The organism is Prevotella veroralis DSM 19559 = JCM 6290 (assembly GCF_000377625.1).
Classification (GTDB): domain Bacteria; phylum Bacteroidota; class Bacteroidia; order Bacteroidales; family Bacteroidaceae; genus Prevotella; species Prevotella veroralis.
The window spans coordinates 280582-300909 of record NZ_KB898326.1 but is presented as its reverse complement, the minus strand read 5'-3'; the positions used below and the strand labels follow the sequence as shown (position 1 = coordinate 300909).

The following is a 20328-nucleotide window of genomic DNA, read 5'->3' as shown; positions in this document are numbered from 1 at the left end:
TTCTTTGGTTTTTGCAGATACGCAATGGTGTGCTATCAACGAAGCTTATACCCGTGCATTTGCCCAACAGAACCTTCTTGATAAACAAGGTTAAGGGTATGACTACATCCCTTTCCAATTCTACTATACGGTTATAAGAAACAACTTTTGGAAACAGATGGAGAAGATGCTTGCATACTTTTTCAAGATAGAAATGTTTAAAGCAGCGATAACCAGAATCGTGGAATAGAATCATTATCAGCATAACTTCTGCCTTTGACATTGTAGAATTTCGATGATATTTTCTTTTTCCGGTAGGTTTTAGCGTATATTTTGCTGTCATAGCATCAAAAAACTTGCAGAAGTCGTCTGCCATACAAAATATTTCTGTAACTTTGTCCTCGGTGATCATAGCGATTTTTGTTTGTAACTGTTTGTATGTTAACACCTTAAAGTTACAACAAATTTCGCTAATCACCAAATTTATAGACATTTATAATTCGTCGAACTCACGTTAATTTATTGATAAGGATATCATACCCCTGACGATCGGTTATTAATGTAACATCATCATAAAAACATCTTAGCTGATTGCTACTAATGATCCAACTTAAGTAATTAAAGATAGGGGAAAGCCAACCATAACTATCTTTAAGGCAATTTTTATTGCCAGTCCAAAAACTTTGAATAATTTTCATCTCTTTTATTTTTATTTCTTAATATCCGGCAGGCGATTCATTTCGCTGTTATTGATATTTACATCCGTTCGTTTGGCTTTATGCTTTCCAAAATTATACGTTAACCCTACACGTAACGAAGTATTGTCATTATCTATGTTATTTCTGAACATATAATCGTTGTATGCCACTCGGTTATGAGCTTTGGTACCTCCAAAGATATCCTGCGCCAGAACATTCAGCAAGAGCTTATTCTTTAGGAGATTAATTTTGCAGCCCAAACCTAAGCAATCGATATTCCCAGTATGAAAAGATTCTTCCACTCCCGGAAATACATGATAATAATTTGCAAAAATGGTCATAGCCTTGTAGCGATAACTAAGATTTGCAGAGAGAGTCGTGTTCAAACTCTTCAAATCCGAATCATCCAGTTCTTCTGCCATAGACTTGGCCTTCTGGTAGTACATAGAAGCACTTGTATACAAGTTGAATTTACCCCACGAGAAATTATAACTAACATCTCCGCCGTAGGTGTTTATGGTTAGGCAGTTCTTGGGATAATACTTGGTATATAAATCATCAACCACTTGTATCAGGCTCTGTATGGCATCAGAAGTGTGATAGTAGTACAAATCTACATTAAGGTTTCCCTTAAAGACATAGTTAAACTCTAAATTATCCATGATGGACGGAACAAGCCTGTCGTTTCCTTCCGAGTAAGAATAAGTGTCGCGATAAACCTTTGTGGGATTCATATTGTTCATACTTGGTCGGTCGATTCGCTTGCTATATCCTAAGGAGAAGGAATGGTCGTCGGAAGGATTATAGGAAAGCTCTGCGAACGGAAACCAATGATGATATTTATTGGAAACGGTTAAACCGCCAAGCGTTATCCCATTATTGCTTGTATGCTCATAGCGCAACCCTGCCTTGGCATAAAAAGGACCAAAGTTCCGGTGAACATCTGCATAGAGGGCCGTTATTGTTTCCTTGAACAAGAAACCATTGCTGCCTCCGTAATCCGAAATGTTGTTCGTTTTGAAATGGGAGTACTTGCCACCCACCTCAAAGTTCAGCCACGTAAAGGGAAGGTTTAAGTCTGCGCTGAGAGTATTCACCACATTGCTGTAATTGTCCCAACTGCTCGAAAAGGGGTGAGCCGAGCCAGAATCGTACACCTGGTTGACATCATCGCTTAAATGAATGTAATTATAATTCAGCGTTAGCTTCTTACCTATGCTGTCCAGCTTCCATTCCACATAAGGGGAAATTGTTTCCAAACGATACTTGTCGTGAGTCTGCTCCGAATAGGTGTTCGACGGATAAGAACCATCACTGAAGTTCATTTCGCCCTTGTGAAAGCCCTTATTACGGGAACGGTTGAGAGTGGAAAAGAATCCTATTTTTACATGCCCTATTTGATAGCTGCTATTAAGATTCTGGCTCAATATGTCATAGCGGTTAAGAGTATAATCGTTAGTAACACGTGTGTATGTCGGATAGATGTAAGAGCTTTTCATCTTCTGAGGGCGTTTCTCGTTGGAGTTGTCGACTTTGTACTCTACCGAAAAATTACCTGATGAGAACGACAAGTCAGCTCCCTCCTCGGCTGCAAAATGAGAGCGTTGTGTCAGCAAGGTGTGAATTTTTCCATCAAAACCTACCGGCTTGCTCTTTAGGATAATGTTCAGCACTCCGCTGTTACCCGTAGCATCAAATCCGGCTGAAGGATTTGTGATGAGTTCTATTTTACTAATGTTCTCAGAGGGTAACGTACGCAAATACATATCCAAATCCTTTCCCTCCAAATTAATCCTGTGTCCGTCCACCAATACAAGAACATTGCTCTTGCCTATTATCTTTATCTCTTCGCTTGTCGGGTCTATGCGAGGGATATTATGAAGTAAATCGCGTGTACTGAACCCCTGGGCAAAAGGACTGTTCTGAACTAAATATACAAGTTTTCCGGCTTTCTGACTAAGCATTCTGCGCTGAGAGGTAACCGTTACCTCCTTCATTGTGTATTTCTTTATTTCTAAAGGAATATCACCCAAATCGGTGTCGGCTTGCACATCGAGGGTGTCGGTCTTAAGAATATCGCCCAACTGTCGGTATCTGAACACATACTTGCCCGAAGAAAGCGAAAGAGCAAACCTGCCTTCTTCATCCGATAAGCTGCTGGAAGTGACATCCCCGCCAAGAGGGCTTACTAATATCTCAGCGGCATCCAAGGGAGTAGTCCTGTCGACCTTCTCCACCAGCCTCCCCCTCAGCTGCCATTGCTGGGCATACATAGGCTGGCTCGATAGTAAAAGAAATATAAAACTTATAGGTGTGAACTGCAAAATTGAATGTAAAGATTTTACCATTATCATATTACATAGTATTTAGGTTTATAATGTCTTTTCAAGATACAAATGCACAGCAAAGGTACAAAATAATTTCATTATTTCAAATAATCGGCGATCTTTTTTTGGTGTTTTTCGTTTTTACCATATACACCATATTCTTACATACAAGTATTCTTTATATCAATAGTCCGTTAAAATTTTGTGATTTGCGAATCTTTCGTCCCTAAGCTAACAGGTATTGTGGCAGAAAGAAAACATGACAGGTCTCTAAAAAAGAGATAATTAGATAACAAAATATAACATAATGAAATCGGCTATCTCGTTGAATTTCAGTAACTTTATAGATGTAAAAAGACAATAAAGTTTATGCTGATAACCAACTTGATTAGCCGATATATGAAGCTCTGCAAAGCAGCATTTAGTGCTGGAGATGGAGCAAAGTTAAACAAAAGTATTCAAAAAAAACGTCATGGAAATGCTTTTTCTTTTGATGGTCATCCCAAGGAAATGCAATTTCACGCAGATGGGACGCTATGGAAAGCGTGGCGAACAATGCTATCGGCAGACGGCAGAGCGCAGCGTGAACTGGCTCGAAATGAATATGTGGCTGAGTGCTTTCGCCTTCAAAGAGGGCAAGGGTCGCAATGCCATCGTTATTGATCCAAGCTTCATCAAGAAGGCTGGGAAGCATACCCCATACGTGGGTACGTTTTGGTCGGGCTGTGCAGGTGCTGTAAAGCACGGTCTTGAGATTCTCGGCATCGGTGTGATTGACGTGGACTTGCATGAGTGTATGATGCTGAAGGCTGTGCAGACCACATTGGAAAAAGACGAGGAGAAAAAAGAGATGAGCCTATACGACTGGTATGCCAAAGTATTGGAGGACGACAAGGTAACCTTACAGCGTATTGGCAAGGTTCTTGTCGCCGACTCAGCCTTCTCCAAAAGACCTTTCATCGACAAGGTAATGAAGATGGGCTTCCATGTTGTGAGCCGCTTGCGTCATGACGCAGCCTTGTTCTACACGTGGGACGGGGAACCTACAGGAAAGCCTGGCCGTCCTCGTGTCAAAGGTGATAAGATTGACGTAAGGAACATCGACGTTTCCAAGAGGAGTTTTGCTTTCGCGACGCAAAGCAGTTCCTAGGTCTTACCGATTGTCAGGCACGCGACAAGAGAAAACTTGAATTTGCTTTTAACTCTTCATTCACAGCACTCAATGTGGCGAAAATTATGTGCAAGGAACTTGGTACGTCCATCGGTCGCCTTAAAGCGAAGATGATCAATGCCTATTACGCGCAACGAATTATTGACGTGTTCGAGAAAAGCCCGAACACGCCATTAAATAAAGAAAGGATAAATGATATATTTAGTTTCGCTGATGATGCAGCATAATATTTAACGGTCTATTGTATATAGATAAATCTGATAAAAAAAGACGAGAGGGAGGCTGTCACTATCTCTTTTCGTGAAGTGCATTCAGGGTGATATATACACTATATTCCTTCTTATTTCCACACCCAGAGAGGCAAAGAAATGCCACGGAGCCCACAAAAGCAATTCCAGAATGAGCAACATGACAGAGAGTCCCTTAGTCCTTATCATCGTCCCTAATTATTTTATGCGGAAACTATCTTTTATCGTATCCACCATGTCTAATTTCTCCCATGTAAACAATTCCACCTGAATGTTTTTTGTTCCATGATACCTGCTTGTAAATGTTTTGTTCATAACTTCATTTTTCCGTCCCATGTGACCATAGGCTGCCGTTTCCGTGTACATCGGCTGGTTTAGTTTAAGCTGCCTTTCAATGGCTTTAGGGCGCAGGTCGAACATTTCAAAAATCTTCTGTGCAATTTCTCCGTCCGACATACCAACATTATTGTGTCCATATGTATCAACCGATACGCTGACAGGAGCAGCCACACCGATGGCATAAGCCAGCTGCACAAGAATTTCGTCCGCAACCCCTGCTGCTACCATATTTTTGGCAATATATCGTGCCATATAAGCAGCACTGCGATCTACCTTGCTTGGATCCTTTCCAGAGAAAGCACCTCCACCGTGCGCTCCTCGCCCTCCGTATGTATCCACAATTATTTTGCGTCCAGTAAGCCCTGTATCCCCATGCGGACCTCCGATAACGAATTTCCCCGTTGGGTTTACAAGATACTTTATGTTACTGTTGAACAGCTTTTGTATCTTGGAGCCGCATTGAGAAATGACACGGGGCATCAGTATATTAATCACATCACTCTTAATCTTGTCCAGCATCTTCTTGTCGTCCTTGTCAAAATTGTCATGCTGAGTACTCACTACTATTGTATCAATGCGCAGAGGTTTCTTATCCTCAGTGTATTCTATTGTTACCTGACTTTTTGCATCTGGGCGTAAATAAGTCATTTCCTTGCCCTCCCTGCGTATATCAGAGAGTGTTCTCATGATGAGATGTGCCAAATCAAGAGAAACAGGCATATAATTTTCAGTTTCATTGGTAGCATAGCCGAACATCATTCCTTGGTCTCCTGCTCCCTGTTCATCCGTATCTTTATTGGAAATTCCTCTATTTATATCATCGCTTTGCTCATGAATAGCTGTGAGAATACCGCATGAATTACCATCAAACTGATATTCAGCCTTTGTATAACCAGCCTTGTTTATCATCTCACGGGCTACATTCTGAAAGTCGATATATGTATTGGAGCGAACTTCACCCATTATGACAACCTGTCCTGTCGTTACAAATGTTTCTATTGCACAGTGGGCTTTACCATCATAGGCAAGGAATTGATCTAGAAGTGCATCTGAAATTTGGTCTGAAACCTTATCGGGATGTCCTGCTGAAACCGATTCCGATGTAAATAAATGTCGCATATATTTTCTTGTTTTATCATTAAATATTACTCTTTGAAAGATGAAGGAGGTGTCCCATTCTCTTTTTTTTCGTCTCTAAATAGAATTTATTATATTTATTTGGACTCGTCTCTAAGGGAATTATCTTCCTTACATTTATTCCATTCCTTATTAAACCCTGAGACTTTAGCAGATTATTTGTCAACAGATCAATTTCTGAAATTCCTAGCAATTTAAGTATAGCTGCACCTATGGCATAATCCCTCTCATCAACAGAGTGCCCGATTTGCAAATTAGCATCAACAGTATCCACACCTTGCTCTTGCAATTTATAGGCTTTCATTTTATCCATAAGCCCAATACCACGCCCTTCTTGATTCAAATATATAAGGAGTCCTTCTCCTTTTTGTTCTATAAGTTTCAACGCTTTGTGTAATTGTTCGCCACAATCGCATCGTAATGACCCCAAAATATCTCCACTACTACAACTTGAATGAATACGGACAATTGGAATGTTTACGCTGTTTAAAACATTACCTTTGCCAACGACAAAGCAATCTTTTCCATCATCTTCGTTATGAAATGGAATCATAAAAAAGTCTCCCCAAATAGTTGGCATATGGACTTTTTCTCCCTTTACTACTTTTATATTGCTCATACCGAAACTTACTTGCTTGTTGAGGAGTCTGATTTAATAGATTTTTGTGCCTCATGCCAAATTCTATTAGTTTCCATTCGACCAGCACACATAGATCTATTGAATCCCTTCAGTTTGTCTTGCCAGTTGTTATCAATAAATCTATAATTCCAATTTCCATCATCATCAAAAATTTCCCCGATTTGGTATTTTTCCCCACTAACCATATTGCATGGGTAGATTTTACCTTCTGGATCCATATATAAAAAATCTAAATATTCCCATCTGCCTGCAAGACAAAACCTTTTACAGCGAGAAGCTTTTCTATAATGATCTTCATTATATGGATTCAGACCAAAAGCAGCCATTTTACTGAACTTAATCTTTTGTGTGTACTCGGAATCGTTTAACATCTGCCAATATTTCCAAAAACATTTTATGTCTTGTGGACTTAACACCTGACTAAACATATTGTTTTTTGGATCAATGCAGAAATAATACATGAAATAAATCTCATGCACTCCTAATTTTATAGCCTCTTCGACAAAACTGGGGATTGTATGAAGTGTACTTTTCATCACGACATAATTTAAAGTAACCCTAAAACCATCTTTTAGGGACAATTTTATTGCCTGAATTACATTCTCCCTTTTTCGCCCAGTAATATACTTATGGCATTCTTTTGGAAAAATCGTAAACTTGATATCCGATATATTATTTTCATGCAACAAAGGAAAAAACTCCTTATATCGACTTGTTATAAGAATACCATTTGTAGTAATTTCTGTTGAATGACATTTCTTCTTGATTCTTAGGAAATCCCAGTAATGAGGTAACCATTCATTAACTATAGGGTGTACGATATAACCATCTTTGAGAAATAAGTCAGTGACAGCATCTGCTTTTGCATAGTCCCATCCTCTTCCTCTGGGATCTCCCTTTTGATAACAGTGCTTGCATTTTGAGTTGCATTCTCTGGACATCCATATGGTTATGTATTTCTGATGAAAATTGTCCGGTAAATCTTCTGAACCTAAAAAGGAATAAGTTTCTTCAACAAATCCTTCTTGACGTCCGTCATAATTGAATTCATCTAAGTTTATCATAATTTGCACAATTATCTATTTTAATGATTGAGTTTTATTTCTTCAAAAAAAGGTTTATTTACCTGTTCTTTTTCAAATATATCTTCATGTTCAATTGCGCGATAAATAAGAAAGGTATTTGCCAATGTTTTTTTATTAGATACTCCAACCATCACTTTTATAAGTTCCACAATAGCAGTGGCACATACAATGGATATTATTGGCGCAAAATACGGTAAGTCCTGTTCTTCTGTGTCAAATTTTCCTTCATTAACATTTTTATCAAAACCTACGCTAATGGCGTTTTTTATTGTAGAAACGCTAATTCCAGGTATATATGTATACACAAAACCTTTATAGCCCAATTGTGCAATATGCACAGCAGGAATATTGTGATTTATACAGAAATTGTTTATCATATAATGCGCTTCAAACTTATCAACAGCAACAAATATTGAGAGATCTTTGTATCTGCTATACAAATCCTCTAAGATTTGATTACTTATTGGCTTTGAAATGGTTTCTATCTCAATAAATGGGTTTATCTTTCTTAACGCTATTTTAGCAGAAATCACTTTATCTATACCCAATGTTGAATGGCTATGTAAAAATTGTCTGCCAAGGTTTGATTCGCCTACGGTATCAAAATCACATAAAACCAATCTTCCAACATTAGCTGTCGCTAATTGTAAACTTGCAGAGCATCCGCCACCACCAAGACCAATAACGACCACAGTAGAGGCTTTTATTTTTCTCATACCATCTTTCCCCATAAAAGGGAGAATTTCTTGCTTACGAAATCTCAGAGATTCTTTTTCTTTCATTTTTTTTAAGTTTAAAGTATAAATTATTTTCCTAAGATAATTCTGTCTGCCCATAATTTACTATACATATTTGAAAGCTTTAGCATAGTATTGGAGAATTTGCAACATAGAAACATTTCTGCATTTTGATTGTTTATATTTGCAAGTTTGTAATATGGAGAATCTGACACAGGAACACAACCAGCAGTTTTGAAGATTTTATCCGTTCCAACCTTCAAAGTAGCAGATACAAAAAAGGGGGTTATATCAGAATCTAAATGTAAGTTTACCCATAGAGAAAGTACCAATCTTAAAATAGAAGAAATGTTATTTTTCTGCCTCTGTTCAGGAGCAACCGTCCAAGATGAGTCGTAAAGAATATCGTTCCCATGTTCCAAAAGTTTTTTAGCTGATTTTTGAATTTCTGAAGATAGAACATGGTTTCCACCTGTCATCGTTAATTCTATGGGTGGAAACGATATTTTGAATTCTTTACAAGTACTATACCGTAATGTTTCAAACATTGCTATTGGGTTCAAGTCCCCATTCGACTCTTTAGTACATATAGCAATGTGATCGCTAAGAAAATCATATGCGCCTATAGGCATAATGGAATTACCATATTCATGTTGGTATCCCATAATTTTCAACTTGATCAGCTTGTTAAACATTCCATAGACTTTTGAGTCATTGATGTTTAAAACTGGGTTTTTAATCTCAACTACTTGATAATCCATCTTATTTCTTTGTATTTGTATTATTTAATTCAAGTATTATATACTTACACATAAGCAATATCTTAATTCCAAGAAATGGAAAAGGCTTATTTTTTTAATATTTGTCAATTGCCATTTTACAACAAATTTATAAAAGGGCTTCATAGAGAGGGTATATGCGAATATATCAGCAAACATAAAAATGTTTGCATTAGATAATTCTTCATACCATCCAGACTATAACTGTCGGTTTTGGAATTTCACCAAATCAGTTCTATTAAAAATAGAAGTCGCGGACTATACCGCCGGTAAGGAATTTCACCCTGCCCCTGAAGAATCCAATTATTTTTTTAATAAAACATAGGGAAAGATACAAGAAAATACATGGCAAGAATTGCAATGTATAAAACCTCGTACCATCCAGACTATAACTGTCGGTTTTGGAATTTCACCAAATCAGTTCTATTAAAAATAGAAGTCGCGGACTATACCGCCGATAGGGAATTTCACCCTGCCCCCGAAGTTCTTTTGCAAAGATATATATAAAGTATAATACCACCAAAAAAAACGCATAAATTTTACACTACCCTCAAATCCGTAACTAAGCCCTTGAACGTCCTTATTGCGTTTACACGTCCTCTCATTACTGAATTTGCAGATAATTTGAACTTGAAGCACCCACTTCTGCCTACAATATCCCCTTACCCCACAATGTGACTTGAGGCAATACACAATATCATTCCCATAAGTTGTAGGCATTATCCAAAATCAGTCTGGAAAACATCTGCGTAAGCATTATTACAGGTATATCAGCTCTGAAGCGATTGATAGTGAGCCCATTCTGTTCAAATCTCTCAAAGAACCTCTTCAGCGTGTCCTTCTGATGGAAACGAACATTTGTGTTACCATCGCTATTCTCTATACCGACTATCAAATCGCCAATAACCGCCACGCCCGGTCGATAACCAAGGAACTTCTTGTATGTAGGCTTTGCATCATACTTCTCTGTCTCTATGAACTGATGGTCGAAATCAACATCATACATCTCACCCTCTTTCAGTTGGCCAGATGCAAATATACAATTGAGCAATAAAGTATTGAGAGTGTCAGCCGTATTGAAATCGTAGGTCTTGCCCATATCTGATGTGTATGAAATGTTTTCTCGCGTCAACTCCTTTATCGCTCTGAGGATAGTATCAGAGCTACAAGTGCGAAGTGTCGGATGAAGCGAGAGGTGGTTCATCAAATGAGTAGTGACATCCTGGGGTACATGAACCACCACAGAAGTAGATACTCATGAGAGAACGGATGATTTCGCTGTACTGATAACCGAACGATCTACACCTTAGACCGAGGGTTGAGTCGATTACAGATGATAATCTGGAGTCAAATTGCTCCATGATTGAAAATAATCCCCCAAAAGGAGTGAGTCTCTCAGATTTAATTTGTATCTTCGCCATGTCTATCGTCAGATTCTCTTGTTTTTTTTGCAACACTAATATAAGTGAAAATTCTGACATGGCAGAATCCTGAGCAACTTTTTGTTGCTCAGGTACTTAAAAAGTTTAATTTATAATAGTGTTGCGGAATTAAGGTTCTTATGGTTTTCATGAAACCAGTTTAGTATAGCATCTGCTTCTGGATGTAATATAAATTCTCCTCCTTCCAAATCTATAGTTGTCCTTTTCGTCACACATTTGCTTGACATTATCCTAATAATATCATTTAATGACAAATGTTCTACAGGTCTCTTTTTCCAAATAGAACAGTGTTTACAACGAGACTGACAAAGTGGAGTTGAATAAATCATAAGCGATGTCAATTCCTTGTGATGTGTGCAAGTTATATTTTTGAGGAATGTTATTCCGTTTAAAAGGTAATCTTTTATGTTATACTTTGAAATTAATGTGTGAATACAAAGCAGGAGGGCATTTAGAAAATGCCCTCCTGCTTAACTGTTGAATTAATTTAGTCCTTTATAATCTGCTTTGAATCATAAACTTTCCCAGAGACAATGAGAGACGCGATGTGTAGTCCAGAGTTCAATGGAGATAAATCTACTTGAATAGAGGACTGATTGTATGGTATCTCAATCCGTTTTTCTTGAACACCTGATAAATTGCAAATGACAAGATATACATCAGATTTATTCTCTTCCACACTAATCGTAAAAGTCATCATTCCTTTTGTGGGATTTGGAGTGTAATTCAAAATCCGATTCCTTTTTGCTTTTTTAGCTAAAAAAGAAATATCTGTAGTATTTTCATTCATACTTAATTCTGCAATTAAAGATTTTTGCTCTTCTATTTGTAATGTTAAATCTTGTACGGATTGAACTAAAAGAGGAATAAGGACAGTATAATTAATCATTTTATGTCCCTCTTCATCAGTCTTTACAGCATCAGGTATAAAACCTTTTTTCATCGTACATCAACTTTTATTAGTTTCATAATAGGGTTCTTAGTTTTGCAAAATAGCCTATTTCTTTTGAACTTGCAAAAAATCTGCTAAAAAAAATGATAAAACCACTTTTTTTTATTCCTGCGGGGTGATTTCTGTAAATTAAAGTTCATATTGCAATAAATTTCTGTCTTTATCTTAGTATATCCTGATTTATCCCTCATAGTTAATTAGGAAGATTTTTCACTATAATTTTGTTGTTCGAAACTAAATACATATAAAAGTAACAAATTATGGAATCGAACAGCAATGACAATTATGTGCTGGTCTTGGAAGACCGCACGGAAGTGAAGAATGCTAACGAAACGGGAAAACTCTCCGTAGTTTCAGGTATTGACGACAAAGGAAAGCTCCAAACAACGGAAGCCAAGGATGTGCATCAGGCTGCCTTCTTGAAGTTCAATAACAAAGATGGCTTGCTGAAGAACTTCATGACTAATTTCCTCAAGCAGTTCAACGAGCCCACTCGTTTCGGACTCTACAAGGTAGTGGCTAACAATGTGGAGCAAGGTGTGGCATCGCTCCATACCATGCTTCAGAACCGTGAGAAGCCGGAGAACAAGCAGCAGTTGGCAGATAGTCAGGTGCGCTTTGACGACTTCCTACCCAAGCAGAAGAATGCCACCGCCATTGACGAGTCGAAGATTGATTGGAAGCAGCTCGACAACCTCGGACTTACCCGTGAGCGATTGGAGCAGAGTGGAGAGTTGGCAAAAATGCTCAACTGGCAGAAGAGCAATCTTGTAACCATCGCCATCCCGATGGGTGATACTACCATCTATACCGATGCCCGTTTGGCATTTCGTACCGATGGCGAGGGTAATATTGGCTTGGCAGTTCACCCGCTTCGCAAAGAGCCACAGCTCGACTTTCCCTACATGGGACACAAGTTCTCTCCAGAGGAGAAAGAACAGCTCCTTGCAACAGGCAACCTTGGCAAGACCATCGAGATTACGCCCAAGAATGGTGAGCCGTTCGCAGCCTACGTATCCATCGATCCGCAGACCAACGAGCTCATCGCCCTTCGTGCCGACCGTGTGAACATTCCTAGGGAAATCAAAGGTATTACCCTTTCCGATGCACAGTACAAAAGCCTCGTGGAAGGTAAGGCTGTGAAAGTGGAGAGCATGACCGCCAAGAGTGGCAAAACATTTAATGCTGTATTGCAAGTCAATGCAGAGAAGAAAGGCATTGAATTTATCTTTGACAATAATCGTGGATTTAAGGAGCACCAGCAGCAGACACTGCAGCAAGGCGTCCCACATAAGCTTTGCGGCTTAGAGTTATCAGATAAACAGCGTGAAGCATTGGATAGCGGTCGCACACTATATTTAAAGAATATGGTGGATAAACAGGGACAACCTTTCAACGCATACGTCCGCATGGATAAGGAACAGAATAGACCACGTTTTTACAAGTGGAATCCCGATAAGAAGCAAGAAACTGGCAAAGAAAAGGTGGTTGCCGTAGCCGAAGAACACAAAACACAGGTAGCCGTGAATAACCACGGTAAGACTAACGAAGCCACCAAGGATGTGAAAGAGCCACTCAAAACGGGACAGACACAACCTACTGCCGAGCAGAGGCAAAAGAAGGACGAAAACAAGCAGAAGAAGTCCCGTGGACGTAAGATGTAACCCTTAATTCTATTATCGACTATGACAACTTGTATTATCGCCGAGAAACCCTCGGTAGCCAGAGATATTGCCCGCATCGTTGGGGCAAACAGCAAGCAGGACGGATACATGGATGGCAACGGTTACCTCGTTACGTGGGCAATGGGACACCTCATCGCCCTTGCCATGCCCGAAACCTACGGTTTTTCTGCCTACAAAGCCGAGGACTTGCCCATCCGTCCCAATCCATTTCAGTTAATGGTACGACAAGTACACAAGGACAAGGAGTATATATCAGACCCTGCAGCATTGAAGCAACTCAAGGTGTTACGTTCCTGCTTTGACAAGGCAGACCGTATCATCGTTGCCACAGATGCAGGGCGTGAAGGTGAACTCATCTTCCGCTATATCTATCAATATCTTGATTGCAGAAAACCTTTTGACCGCCTTTGGATAAGTTCTCTCACAAACAAAGCTATCCGTGAGGGACTTTCCAATCTCAAACTAGGAAGCCATTACGACAACCTCTATCATTCTGCCAAGGCAAGAAGCGAAGCCGACTGGCTCGTGGGTATTAATGCCAGCCGAGCCCTTTCCATTGCCCGCAGGGGTGGCTATTCCTTGGGACGGGTACAGACCCCGATACTTGCTATGGTCTGCCGTCGGTACATAGAGAACCGTGATTTTTCTTCCGTACCCTATTGGAAATTATCCGTTCACACAGAGAAAGAGGGCGTGCCGCTGAAAACCGTTGGCTGTAAAGACTATGAGAGTGAAGCATCGGCACAGACTGCTCTCGCTGTACTTCGCAGTCAGAGCCAGCTTACAGTGGAATCGGTCGTAAGAAAGGTGGCTGGTACACCGCCACCACTCTTGTACGACCTTACTGCCTTGCAAAAAGATGCCAACAGACGCCACGGCTTTTCTGCAGACAAAACCCTCTCAATAGCCCAAAGCCTCTATGAGAAGAAAATCACGACCTATCCCCGCACAGGCAGCCGATACATCAGCGAGGATATTTTCGAGGAAGTACCCGCCCTGCTGCGCAAGATAGGCAAGACACTTTCAAATCCACTTAACCGCCATTCGGTGGACAACGCAAAAGTAACCGACCACCACGCCATCATCCCCACGGGGGAGACGCCAACGGGCTTATCTACGGACGAAGCAAACATATATAATATGGTAGTAACTCGCTTTTCCGAAGCCTTTTCTTCTGATTCCGAGGAAGAGCGTATGCAGGTGCGGTTTACGGACGGCACCAACACCTTTACTTGGAAAGCATGTAGGCAGATTTCCTTGGGTTGGAAAGCCGTACAGAAAAGTAAAGAAGTGGAAGCTGAGAAGGAAGAAGATGGTAAAGAACAGATTTTGTCTTCATTGCCTAGCCTAACGGAGGGAGAGGTTTTGCCACTTGTTTCTGCTGAAATAACCGAGCATAAGACTAAACCTAAACCGCTCTACACAGAAGCGACATTGCTTTCTGCGATGGAGAACGCCGGAAAAGAGGTCGAAAATGCAGAGAGTAAGAAAGCGATGGCAGAGTGTGGTATCGGAACACCTGCCACCCGTGCCAACATTATCGAAACGCTGATCCTTCGTGATTATATCCGAAGGGACAAGAAATCCATCATACCTACCGAGAAAGGCTTAGCTGTCTATGAAATTGTCAAGGACAAGAAGATTGCCAATGCTGAGATGACAGGCAGTTGGGAACTTGCCCTTGCCGCTATTGAAGCAGGAAAGATGCCATCTGATAAGTTCTCACAAGGCATCAACTCATACGTGGGAACTATTTGCGAGGAACTCCTCTCGCTTTCTTCAGAGCAGAAGTCCTATCCTGTCTACCTCTGTCCAAAGTGCGGACAGCAGAGTGTCGGCATCTATGCCAAGGTAGCCAAGTGCAGGCATGAAACCTGTGGTTTTCACGTATTTCGTGAAGTCTGCGGCATACATCTCTCTGAAGATAATATCCGTGACTTGATAAATTCTGGTCGTACACCTATCCTTAAAGGACTGACCAGCAAGGCAGGCAAGAAATTCAACGCCCGTCTGATTTTGAAGGACGATTATACTACCACCTTTGAATTTGAACAAAACAGGAAACGGAAATAGCATACTACTTCATTCCTGATACTAAAGTCTGACATGACAACCAAGCTTTGGTATCAGAGTGGTTATTCTCATAATAGAAGAAGTTATACCTTATGGCATACAATAAGAAAGAAGTCCTGCAAGCCAACACGGAGGCTATCCGTGTGGTCTTGCGCCTGGAAAAAGAACGCCGTGAAGCCACCGAAGCTGAGAAAAGTATCTTACGAAACTATCAGGGCTTCGGTGGCTTGAAATGTGTACTCAACCGCACAGATAACCCCGATGACATACGCTATTGGAGCAAGTCTGAGCAGAATCTCTTCGAGCCGACACAGCAGCTCAAACAGATGATTTACCGTGAAGCCTTAGATGCCAATACCGCCAAGCGGTACTGGGAGAGCATCAAGGCAAGCGTACTGACCTCCTTCTATACCGATACCCGTATCGTTTCTGCCATCTCTGATGCTCTCACTTCTGTAAATGTACCCATACGTCGATGTTTGGATCCTTCGGCTGGCATGGGTGCCTTTGCAGAGACCTTTGCAAGGCAAGCTGGAGTTGTAGATGCAATGGAAAAGGATCTGCTCACTGCCCGCATCAGCCAAGCCCTGCACCCCTATGGTAAAGGCAATGTGTTCGTTCGCAACGAGCCTTTTGAAGCTATTGGAGAACTGGAAGACAAGGACAAGTACGACCTTATTACAAGTAACATTCCTTTTGGAGATTTCATGGTCTATGACCGAGAGTATAGCAAAGGCAAGGACACTCTTAAACGTGAGTCCACACGTGCCATTCACAATTACTTCTTCGTGAAAGGTCTGGACTGCATCAAGGAAGGTGGAATTTTGGCATTCATCACCTCACAGGGCGTATTAGACAGTCCCCGCAATGAAGCCATACGCCGTTACCTCATGCAGAACAGCCGCCTTATCTCCGCTCTCCGCCTACCATCGGGTATGTTTTCAGACAATGCAGGAACTGACGTAGGCAGTGACCTCATTGTCCTGCAGAAGCAAACAGGTAAAGAAATCAGCAAGGGGATTGAGCAGCAGTTTGTAGAAACCGTTTCCGTTCCTAAGGAAGAAGGCTCTTCTGTCGTCTTCAAGCATAACTCTCTTTTTGTAGGAGATTGGAAAGACATATCTCATCGCACCATTGCTACAGAGCGCATAATGGGTACAGACCCTTATGGAAGACTTGCATGGGAGTATCGGTTCACAGGAGGGATTGAGGAAATGGCAGAAAGTCTCCGAACACAACTCTCCCTTGAAATGGGACAACGTATCGACCGTAAGCTATATGAAACAGGTATACCGATGACAGAGGTAGAACGAGAGGCTGAAGCAGAGAAACAGCTTCGCAAGTTGGGTATTACCATAAGTCGGGAAGAAGAGACAGAGAGGACAAAGACTGAAGACAAGGGTATAAACGATGCCTATAACCTCATGCCCGACAGTATCAAGAAGCAACTGCCAAAACTTTACAGCACGGAAAAGGAACTCATTGGCGATAAGGTTGCCTATGCACGCTATTTCTTCCCTATGGGAGCATACACAGCCTACCTTCTGGAATATGACCCTAAGAGCCGCATTGGCTTCGGTGCCGTGACAATGGGTTATGGTTGGGAGCTTGGCAATATGTCCCTTGATGAGATGGAAGGCGTGAAGGTAAGAGGACTGGGGATTGAACGCGACCTGTATTTCTCTCCTAAGAAATTGCATGAGATAGCCGAACTGGAAGAAATAGTCAGGGGACAATATACCAAAGAAGAAGTGGTAGCAGAGGAAATCAAGGAAGAAGTGATAACAAAGGCAGAAACAGAGAATAAGGTTAAGGAGACTGTAACCATTGCTTCTGAGAACGATACGCAGATAATGGAAAATATCGTTCCTAACGGCGAGACAATTCCATTACAGCCGTCATCATCAGAGTCCGCCCCACAACAATTAGTATCAGAACAGCCTTCCATAACTGTTGAACCTGCGCCCGAAGGCGTACCCGCCTTGACACTTCATCATCAATACGAGCAAGAACCACAGGAAATCCGTACGGATATTGAAGCCCCAAGAGAGATGAATGGGCAGACAATATTCTTTGACGACGATCATCATCCAGTGGTGGATAATAATATGGAAGACATCGGACAACCGGAGCAGCTGTCACTGTTTGCCCCGGAGGAATACAGTCTTTGGACAAGAGAAGTTACCCGTGTGAACCATGAAATCAAGGATAATCCAGGAACTTCACAGGCACGCCGTCCTATAACACAAACTGCTCCCCCAAAAACATCGGTCAGCAAGGTACAAAAGGCAGCGATCATTCCTCAACGCCGTACCCGTAGTAGCAGGAAAAATGCTTCTTCCTCTTCACGTGAGTCGTCGCTTTTCGACTTCATGAACGAAGCCGAAGAGCGCAAGCCAAAACCTATAGCGGAAGTCAGAAAAGAGTTTGACGCTTCCCCGCGCCCTTTTCTCTCTTCGCCGGACTCTCACCTGAGAGACGGCTCCATTGTCGTACAGAAGGGACAGATAGGCTTTCTTTCTGACTTAAAGCGACATCCAACCTTTAACCCGATGGACTTGCCGTATGCGCAGCTTTCCCGTCTCAAAGCCTATATCGAGATACGGGAGTGCTATCATCGTCTCTATGACTACGAGGCTGAGAACCATGCAGAAGACAGGGAAGACCGCAGCAGACTCAATCACCTTTATAATGACTATGTTGCACGCTGGGGCTACTTCAACCAGAAGACAAACATCGATGTGATAAAAATGGATGCCACGGGTGTGGAAATGCTCTTCTTGGAACGCTCCAAAAACGGCAGGTACGTCAAGGCGGACATCTTCGACCATCCCACGGCATTTTCTACCACGGAACTGACCGTTGCCACAGACTCGATGGAAGCACTGGGTGCATCGCTCAACAAGTACGGCGCGGTGGAACTTGACTACATGAGTCCACTTTTACCTGATATGGAGGAAAGCGACATCATTTCTTCCTTGGAAGGTCGCATCTATTACAATCCCGAAGAGAATGCTTACGAAGTGGCGGATAAGTTCATTTCGGGCAATGTAATAGAAAAGGCGGAGCGCATCGAATCGTGGCTCTTGGACCATCCTGGACACGAGGAAGCAAAACAGAGCCTTGCTGTCCTGCGTGCAGCCACGCCAACACCCATTCCTTTTGCGGACCTTGACTTCAACCTCGGTGAACGCTGGATACCTGCTAAAGTCTATGGCAGGTTCGCTTCGGAATTCTTCGGGACAGACATTAGCGTATCCTACCATTCCAACATGGACGAGTACAGCATTGTCTGCGACCACAAAAATGCCAATATCTGGCACAAGTATGCTGTACAGGGAGAGTTCCGCCGTTATGACGGCATCAACCTGATGAAGCACGCCCTGCACAATACCATTCCCGACATCAACAAGAGCAAGGAAGTGACGGATAAGGTTACGGGAGAAACCAAGACCATTAAAGTAAGAGATGGACATGCCATACAGATGGCGAATGCCAAGATTGAGGAAATCAGACAGGGCTTTGTTGATTGGCTCGGACGGACACCTGACACGTTCAAGCAGCAGTTATCCGACCGTTACAACCGCCTTTTCAATTGCTTTGTGCGACCCAACTTTGACGGCACGCATCAGACTTTTCCCGACCTTGACCTCAGACGATTGGGCATTGCCGACCTTTACAAGAGCCAGAAGGACGCCGTGTGGATGCTCAAAACCAACGGTGGCGGCATCTGCGACCACGAGGTGGGAGCGGGAAAGACACTCATCATGTGTACGGCTGCCTACGAGATGAAGCGATTGGGACTTGCAAACAAGCCGATGATTATCGGACTAAAGGCAAACGTCTTCGATATTGCCGATACGTTCCACAAGGCTTATCCCAATGCCAAGGTGCTCTATCCGGGCAAGAACGATTTTAATAAGCAGAACCGCCAGCGTATTTTCAACGACATCAAGAACAACGATTGGGACTGTATTATACTTACACATGAACAGTTCGGTATGATACCGCAAGCATTGGAGATACAGGAAGCGATTATGCAAAAGGAACTGGACTCTGTGGAAGAAAATCTCGAAGTGTTGCGACAACAAGGAAGAGACATCTCCCGTGGGATGCTCAAAGGACTGGAAAAACGCAAACAGACGCTTGAAGCCAAGTTACAGAACATACAGGACAGCATCGCCGAAAGAAAGGACGATGCCGTGGACTTCAAGATGATGGGTATTGACCACCTCTTTGTAGATGAATCGCACCAATTCAAGAACCTGATGTTCAACACCCGCCATGACCGTGTATCAGGCTTGGGCAATCCTGATGGTTCACAGCGTGCCTTAAACATGCTCTTTGCCATACGCACGATACAGGAACGTTCGGGTAAGGACTTGGGAGCAACTTTTCTTTCGGGAACGACTATTTCCAACAGTCTGACAGAATTGTATTTGCTCTTCAAATACCTCCGTCCGCAAGCATTAGAAAAGCAGGGTATCAATAGTTTTGATGCTTGGGCAGCAGTCTTTGCAAAGAAGTCTACCGACTATGAGTTCTCCATCACAAACGATATCATTCAGAAAGAGCGGTTTAGGACGTTCATCAAGGTACCTGAACTTGCCTCGTTCTATGCGGAGATATGTGACTTCCGTACAGCCAAGGACATCGGTATCGACCGCCCCGAGAAGAATGAGATACTGCACAACATACCACCGACACCCGAGCAGGAGGTTTTTATCGGCAAGCTGATGGAGTTCGCCAAGAGCGGCGATGCCACAATCTTAGGACGTGCACCTCTGAGTGAGAGTGAGGAAAGGGCGAAGATGCTCATTGCCACAGACTACGCGAGGAAAAGATTCAAGATATTTGTATCTTTCAGATAACCAATAAAATAAGAATGAATAATGGATAAATGGGTTACGACTTGGAAACGAGCGAGTTTCTTTCTCCTTCTTTATTCTGCAATGCCTCAAAGAACACTTAAATTGATTGTGCAAAGATAATGCTTTTCTGATGAAAACAGTGTGCTTTTACGGAAATAAATAGGA

The 20328-nt window shown here is 41.9% G+C and carries 13 protein-coding genes, 3 pseudogenes and 2 riboswitches; of the genes and pseudogenes, 5 read left to right on the top strand and 11 right to left on the bottom strand.

Features of this window, described 5'->3' with window-relative positions; translation table 11 throughout:
• The 3 genes and pseudogenes from D464_RS0103685 to D464_RS0103675 all read right to left on the bottom strand — a co-directional run.
• A pseudogene (locus D464_RS0103685) lies at positions 1-391 on the bottom strand (IS982 family transposase); the annotation flags it as partial.
• A 97-nt stretch (positions 392-488) separates the two neighbouring features.
• Positions 489-677, bottom strand: coding sequence for a DUF6734 family protein (locus D464_RS14175; protein WP_026284626.1), 189 nt, complete (start codon positions 675-677; stop codon positions 489-491).
• An 11-nt stretch (positions 678-688) separates the two neighbouring features.
• Positions 689-3031 (bottom strand): TonB-dependent receptor domain-containing protein, encoded by a 2343-nt coding sequence (locus D464_RS0103675; RefSeq protein WP_004384695.1) that lies wholly within the window; start codon positions 3029-3031, stop codon positions 689-691.
• A 445-nt stretch (positions 3032-3476) separates the two neighbouring features.
• Here D464_RS0103675 and D464_RS12495 point away from each other — a divergent pair, with 445 nt between their 5' ends.
• Positions 3477-4154 (top strand): transposase, encoded by a 678-nt coding sequence (locus D464_RS12495; RefSeq protein ID WP_004384694.1) that lies wholly within the window; start codon positions 3477-3479, stop codon positions 4152-4154.
• Positions 4155-4240: 86 nt separating this feature from the next.
• Complete coding sequence (locus D464_RS13905) at positions 4241-4402, top strand: hypothetical protein (RefSeq protein ID WP_004384693.1); 162 nt, start codon at positions 4241-4243, stop codon at positions 4400-4402.
• A 219-nt stretch (positions 4403-4621) separates the two neighbouring features.
• Here the strand turns inward: D464_RS13905 and metK are convergent, their stop codons facing one another.
• From metK to D464_RS0103630, 8 genes and pseudogenes are all read right to left on the bottom strand, one after another.
• The gene (gene metK / locus D464_RS0103660; protein ID WP_004384692.1) at positions 4622-5881 is read right to left on the bottom strand and encodes a methionine adenosyltransferase; all 1260 of its coding nucleotides are present in this window, start codon (positions 5879-5881) and stop codon (positions 4622-4624) included.
• Positions 5882-5900: 19 nt separating this feature from the next.
• Positions 5901-6518: a GTP cyclohydrolase II gene (gene ribA / locus D464_RS12490; RefSeq protein WP_004384691.1), complete on the bottom strand. Its 618-nt coding sequence runs from the start codon at positions 6516-6518 to the stop codon at positions 5901-5903.
• An 8-nt stretch (positions 6519-6526) separates the two neighbouring features.
• Entirely contained in the window at positions 6527-7603 is a 1077-nt protein-coding gene (locus D464_RS0103650) for a radical SAM protein (protein ID WP_004384690.1), read from the bottom strand.
• A gap of 20 nt (positions 7604-7623) precedes the next feature.
• Positions 7624-8406, bottom strand: a complete 783-nt coding sequence (locus tag D464_RS0103645) for a HesA/MoeB/ThiF family protein (protein WP_004384689.1) — start codon at positions 8404-8406, stop codon at positions 7624-7626.
• Positions 8407-8429: 23 nt separating this feature from the next.
• Complete coding sequence (locus tag D464_RS0103640) at positions 8430-9122, bottom strand: hypothetical protein (protein ID WP_004384688.1); 693 nt, start codon at positions 9120-9122, stop codon at positions 8430-8432.
• A 195-nt stretch (positions 9123-9317) separates the two neighbouring features.
• A riboswitch (FMN riboswitch) is annotated at positions 9318-9441 on the bottom strand.
• A 64-nt stretch (positions 9442-9505) separates the two neighbouring features.
• Positions 9506-9629: riboswitch (FMN riboswitch) on the bottom strand.
• Positions 9630-9909: 280 nt separating this feature from the next.
• A pseudogene (locus D464_RS13010) lies at positions 9910-10561 on the bottom strand (IS1380 family transposase); the annotation flags it as partial.
• Between the two features lie 134 nt (positions 10562-10695).
• Positions 10696-11004: pseudogene (locus tag D464_RS13900) on the bottom strand (radical SAM protein); the annotation flags it as partial.
• Between the two features lie 65 nt (positions 11005-11069).
• A complete protein-coding gene (locus D464_RS0103630; protein WP_004384683.1) occupies positions 11070-11525 on the bottom strand; it encodes a T9SS type A sorting domain-containing protein in 456 nt (151 codons plus the stop codon).
• A 269-nt stretch (positions 11526-11794) separates the two neighbouring features.
• On the opposite strand from D464_RS0103630, the gene D464_RS0103625 reads away from it, so the two are divergent.
• The 3 genes from D464_RS0103625 to D464_RS0103615 all read left to right on the top strand — a co-directional run bounded on the left by D464_RS0103625 (position 11795) and on the right by D464_RS0103615 (position 20163).
• Positions 11795-13198, top strand: coding sequence for a DUF4099 domain-containing protein (locus D464_RS0103625; protein WP_004384682.1), 1404 nt, complete (start codon positions 11795-11797; stop codon positions 13196-13198).
• A gap of 21 nt (positions 13199-13219) precedes the next feature.
• Complete coding sequence (locus D464_RS0103620) at positions 13220-15292, top strand: type IA DNA topoisomerase (protein WP_018910191.1); 2073 nt, start codon at positions 13220-13222, stop codon at positions 15290-15292.
• 92 nt (positions 15293-15384) lie between these two features.
• The gene (locus D464_RS0103615; protein ID WP_018910190.1) at positions 15385-20163 is read left to right on the top strand and encodes a DUF2958 domain-containing protein; all 4779 of its coding nucleotides are present in this window, start codon (positions 15385-15387) and stop codon (positions 20161-20163) included.
• Positions 20164-20328: the final 165 nt, after the last annotated feature.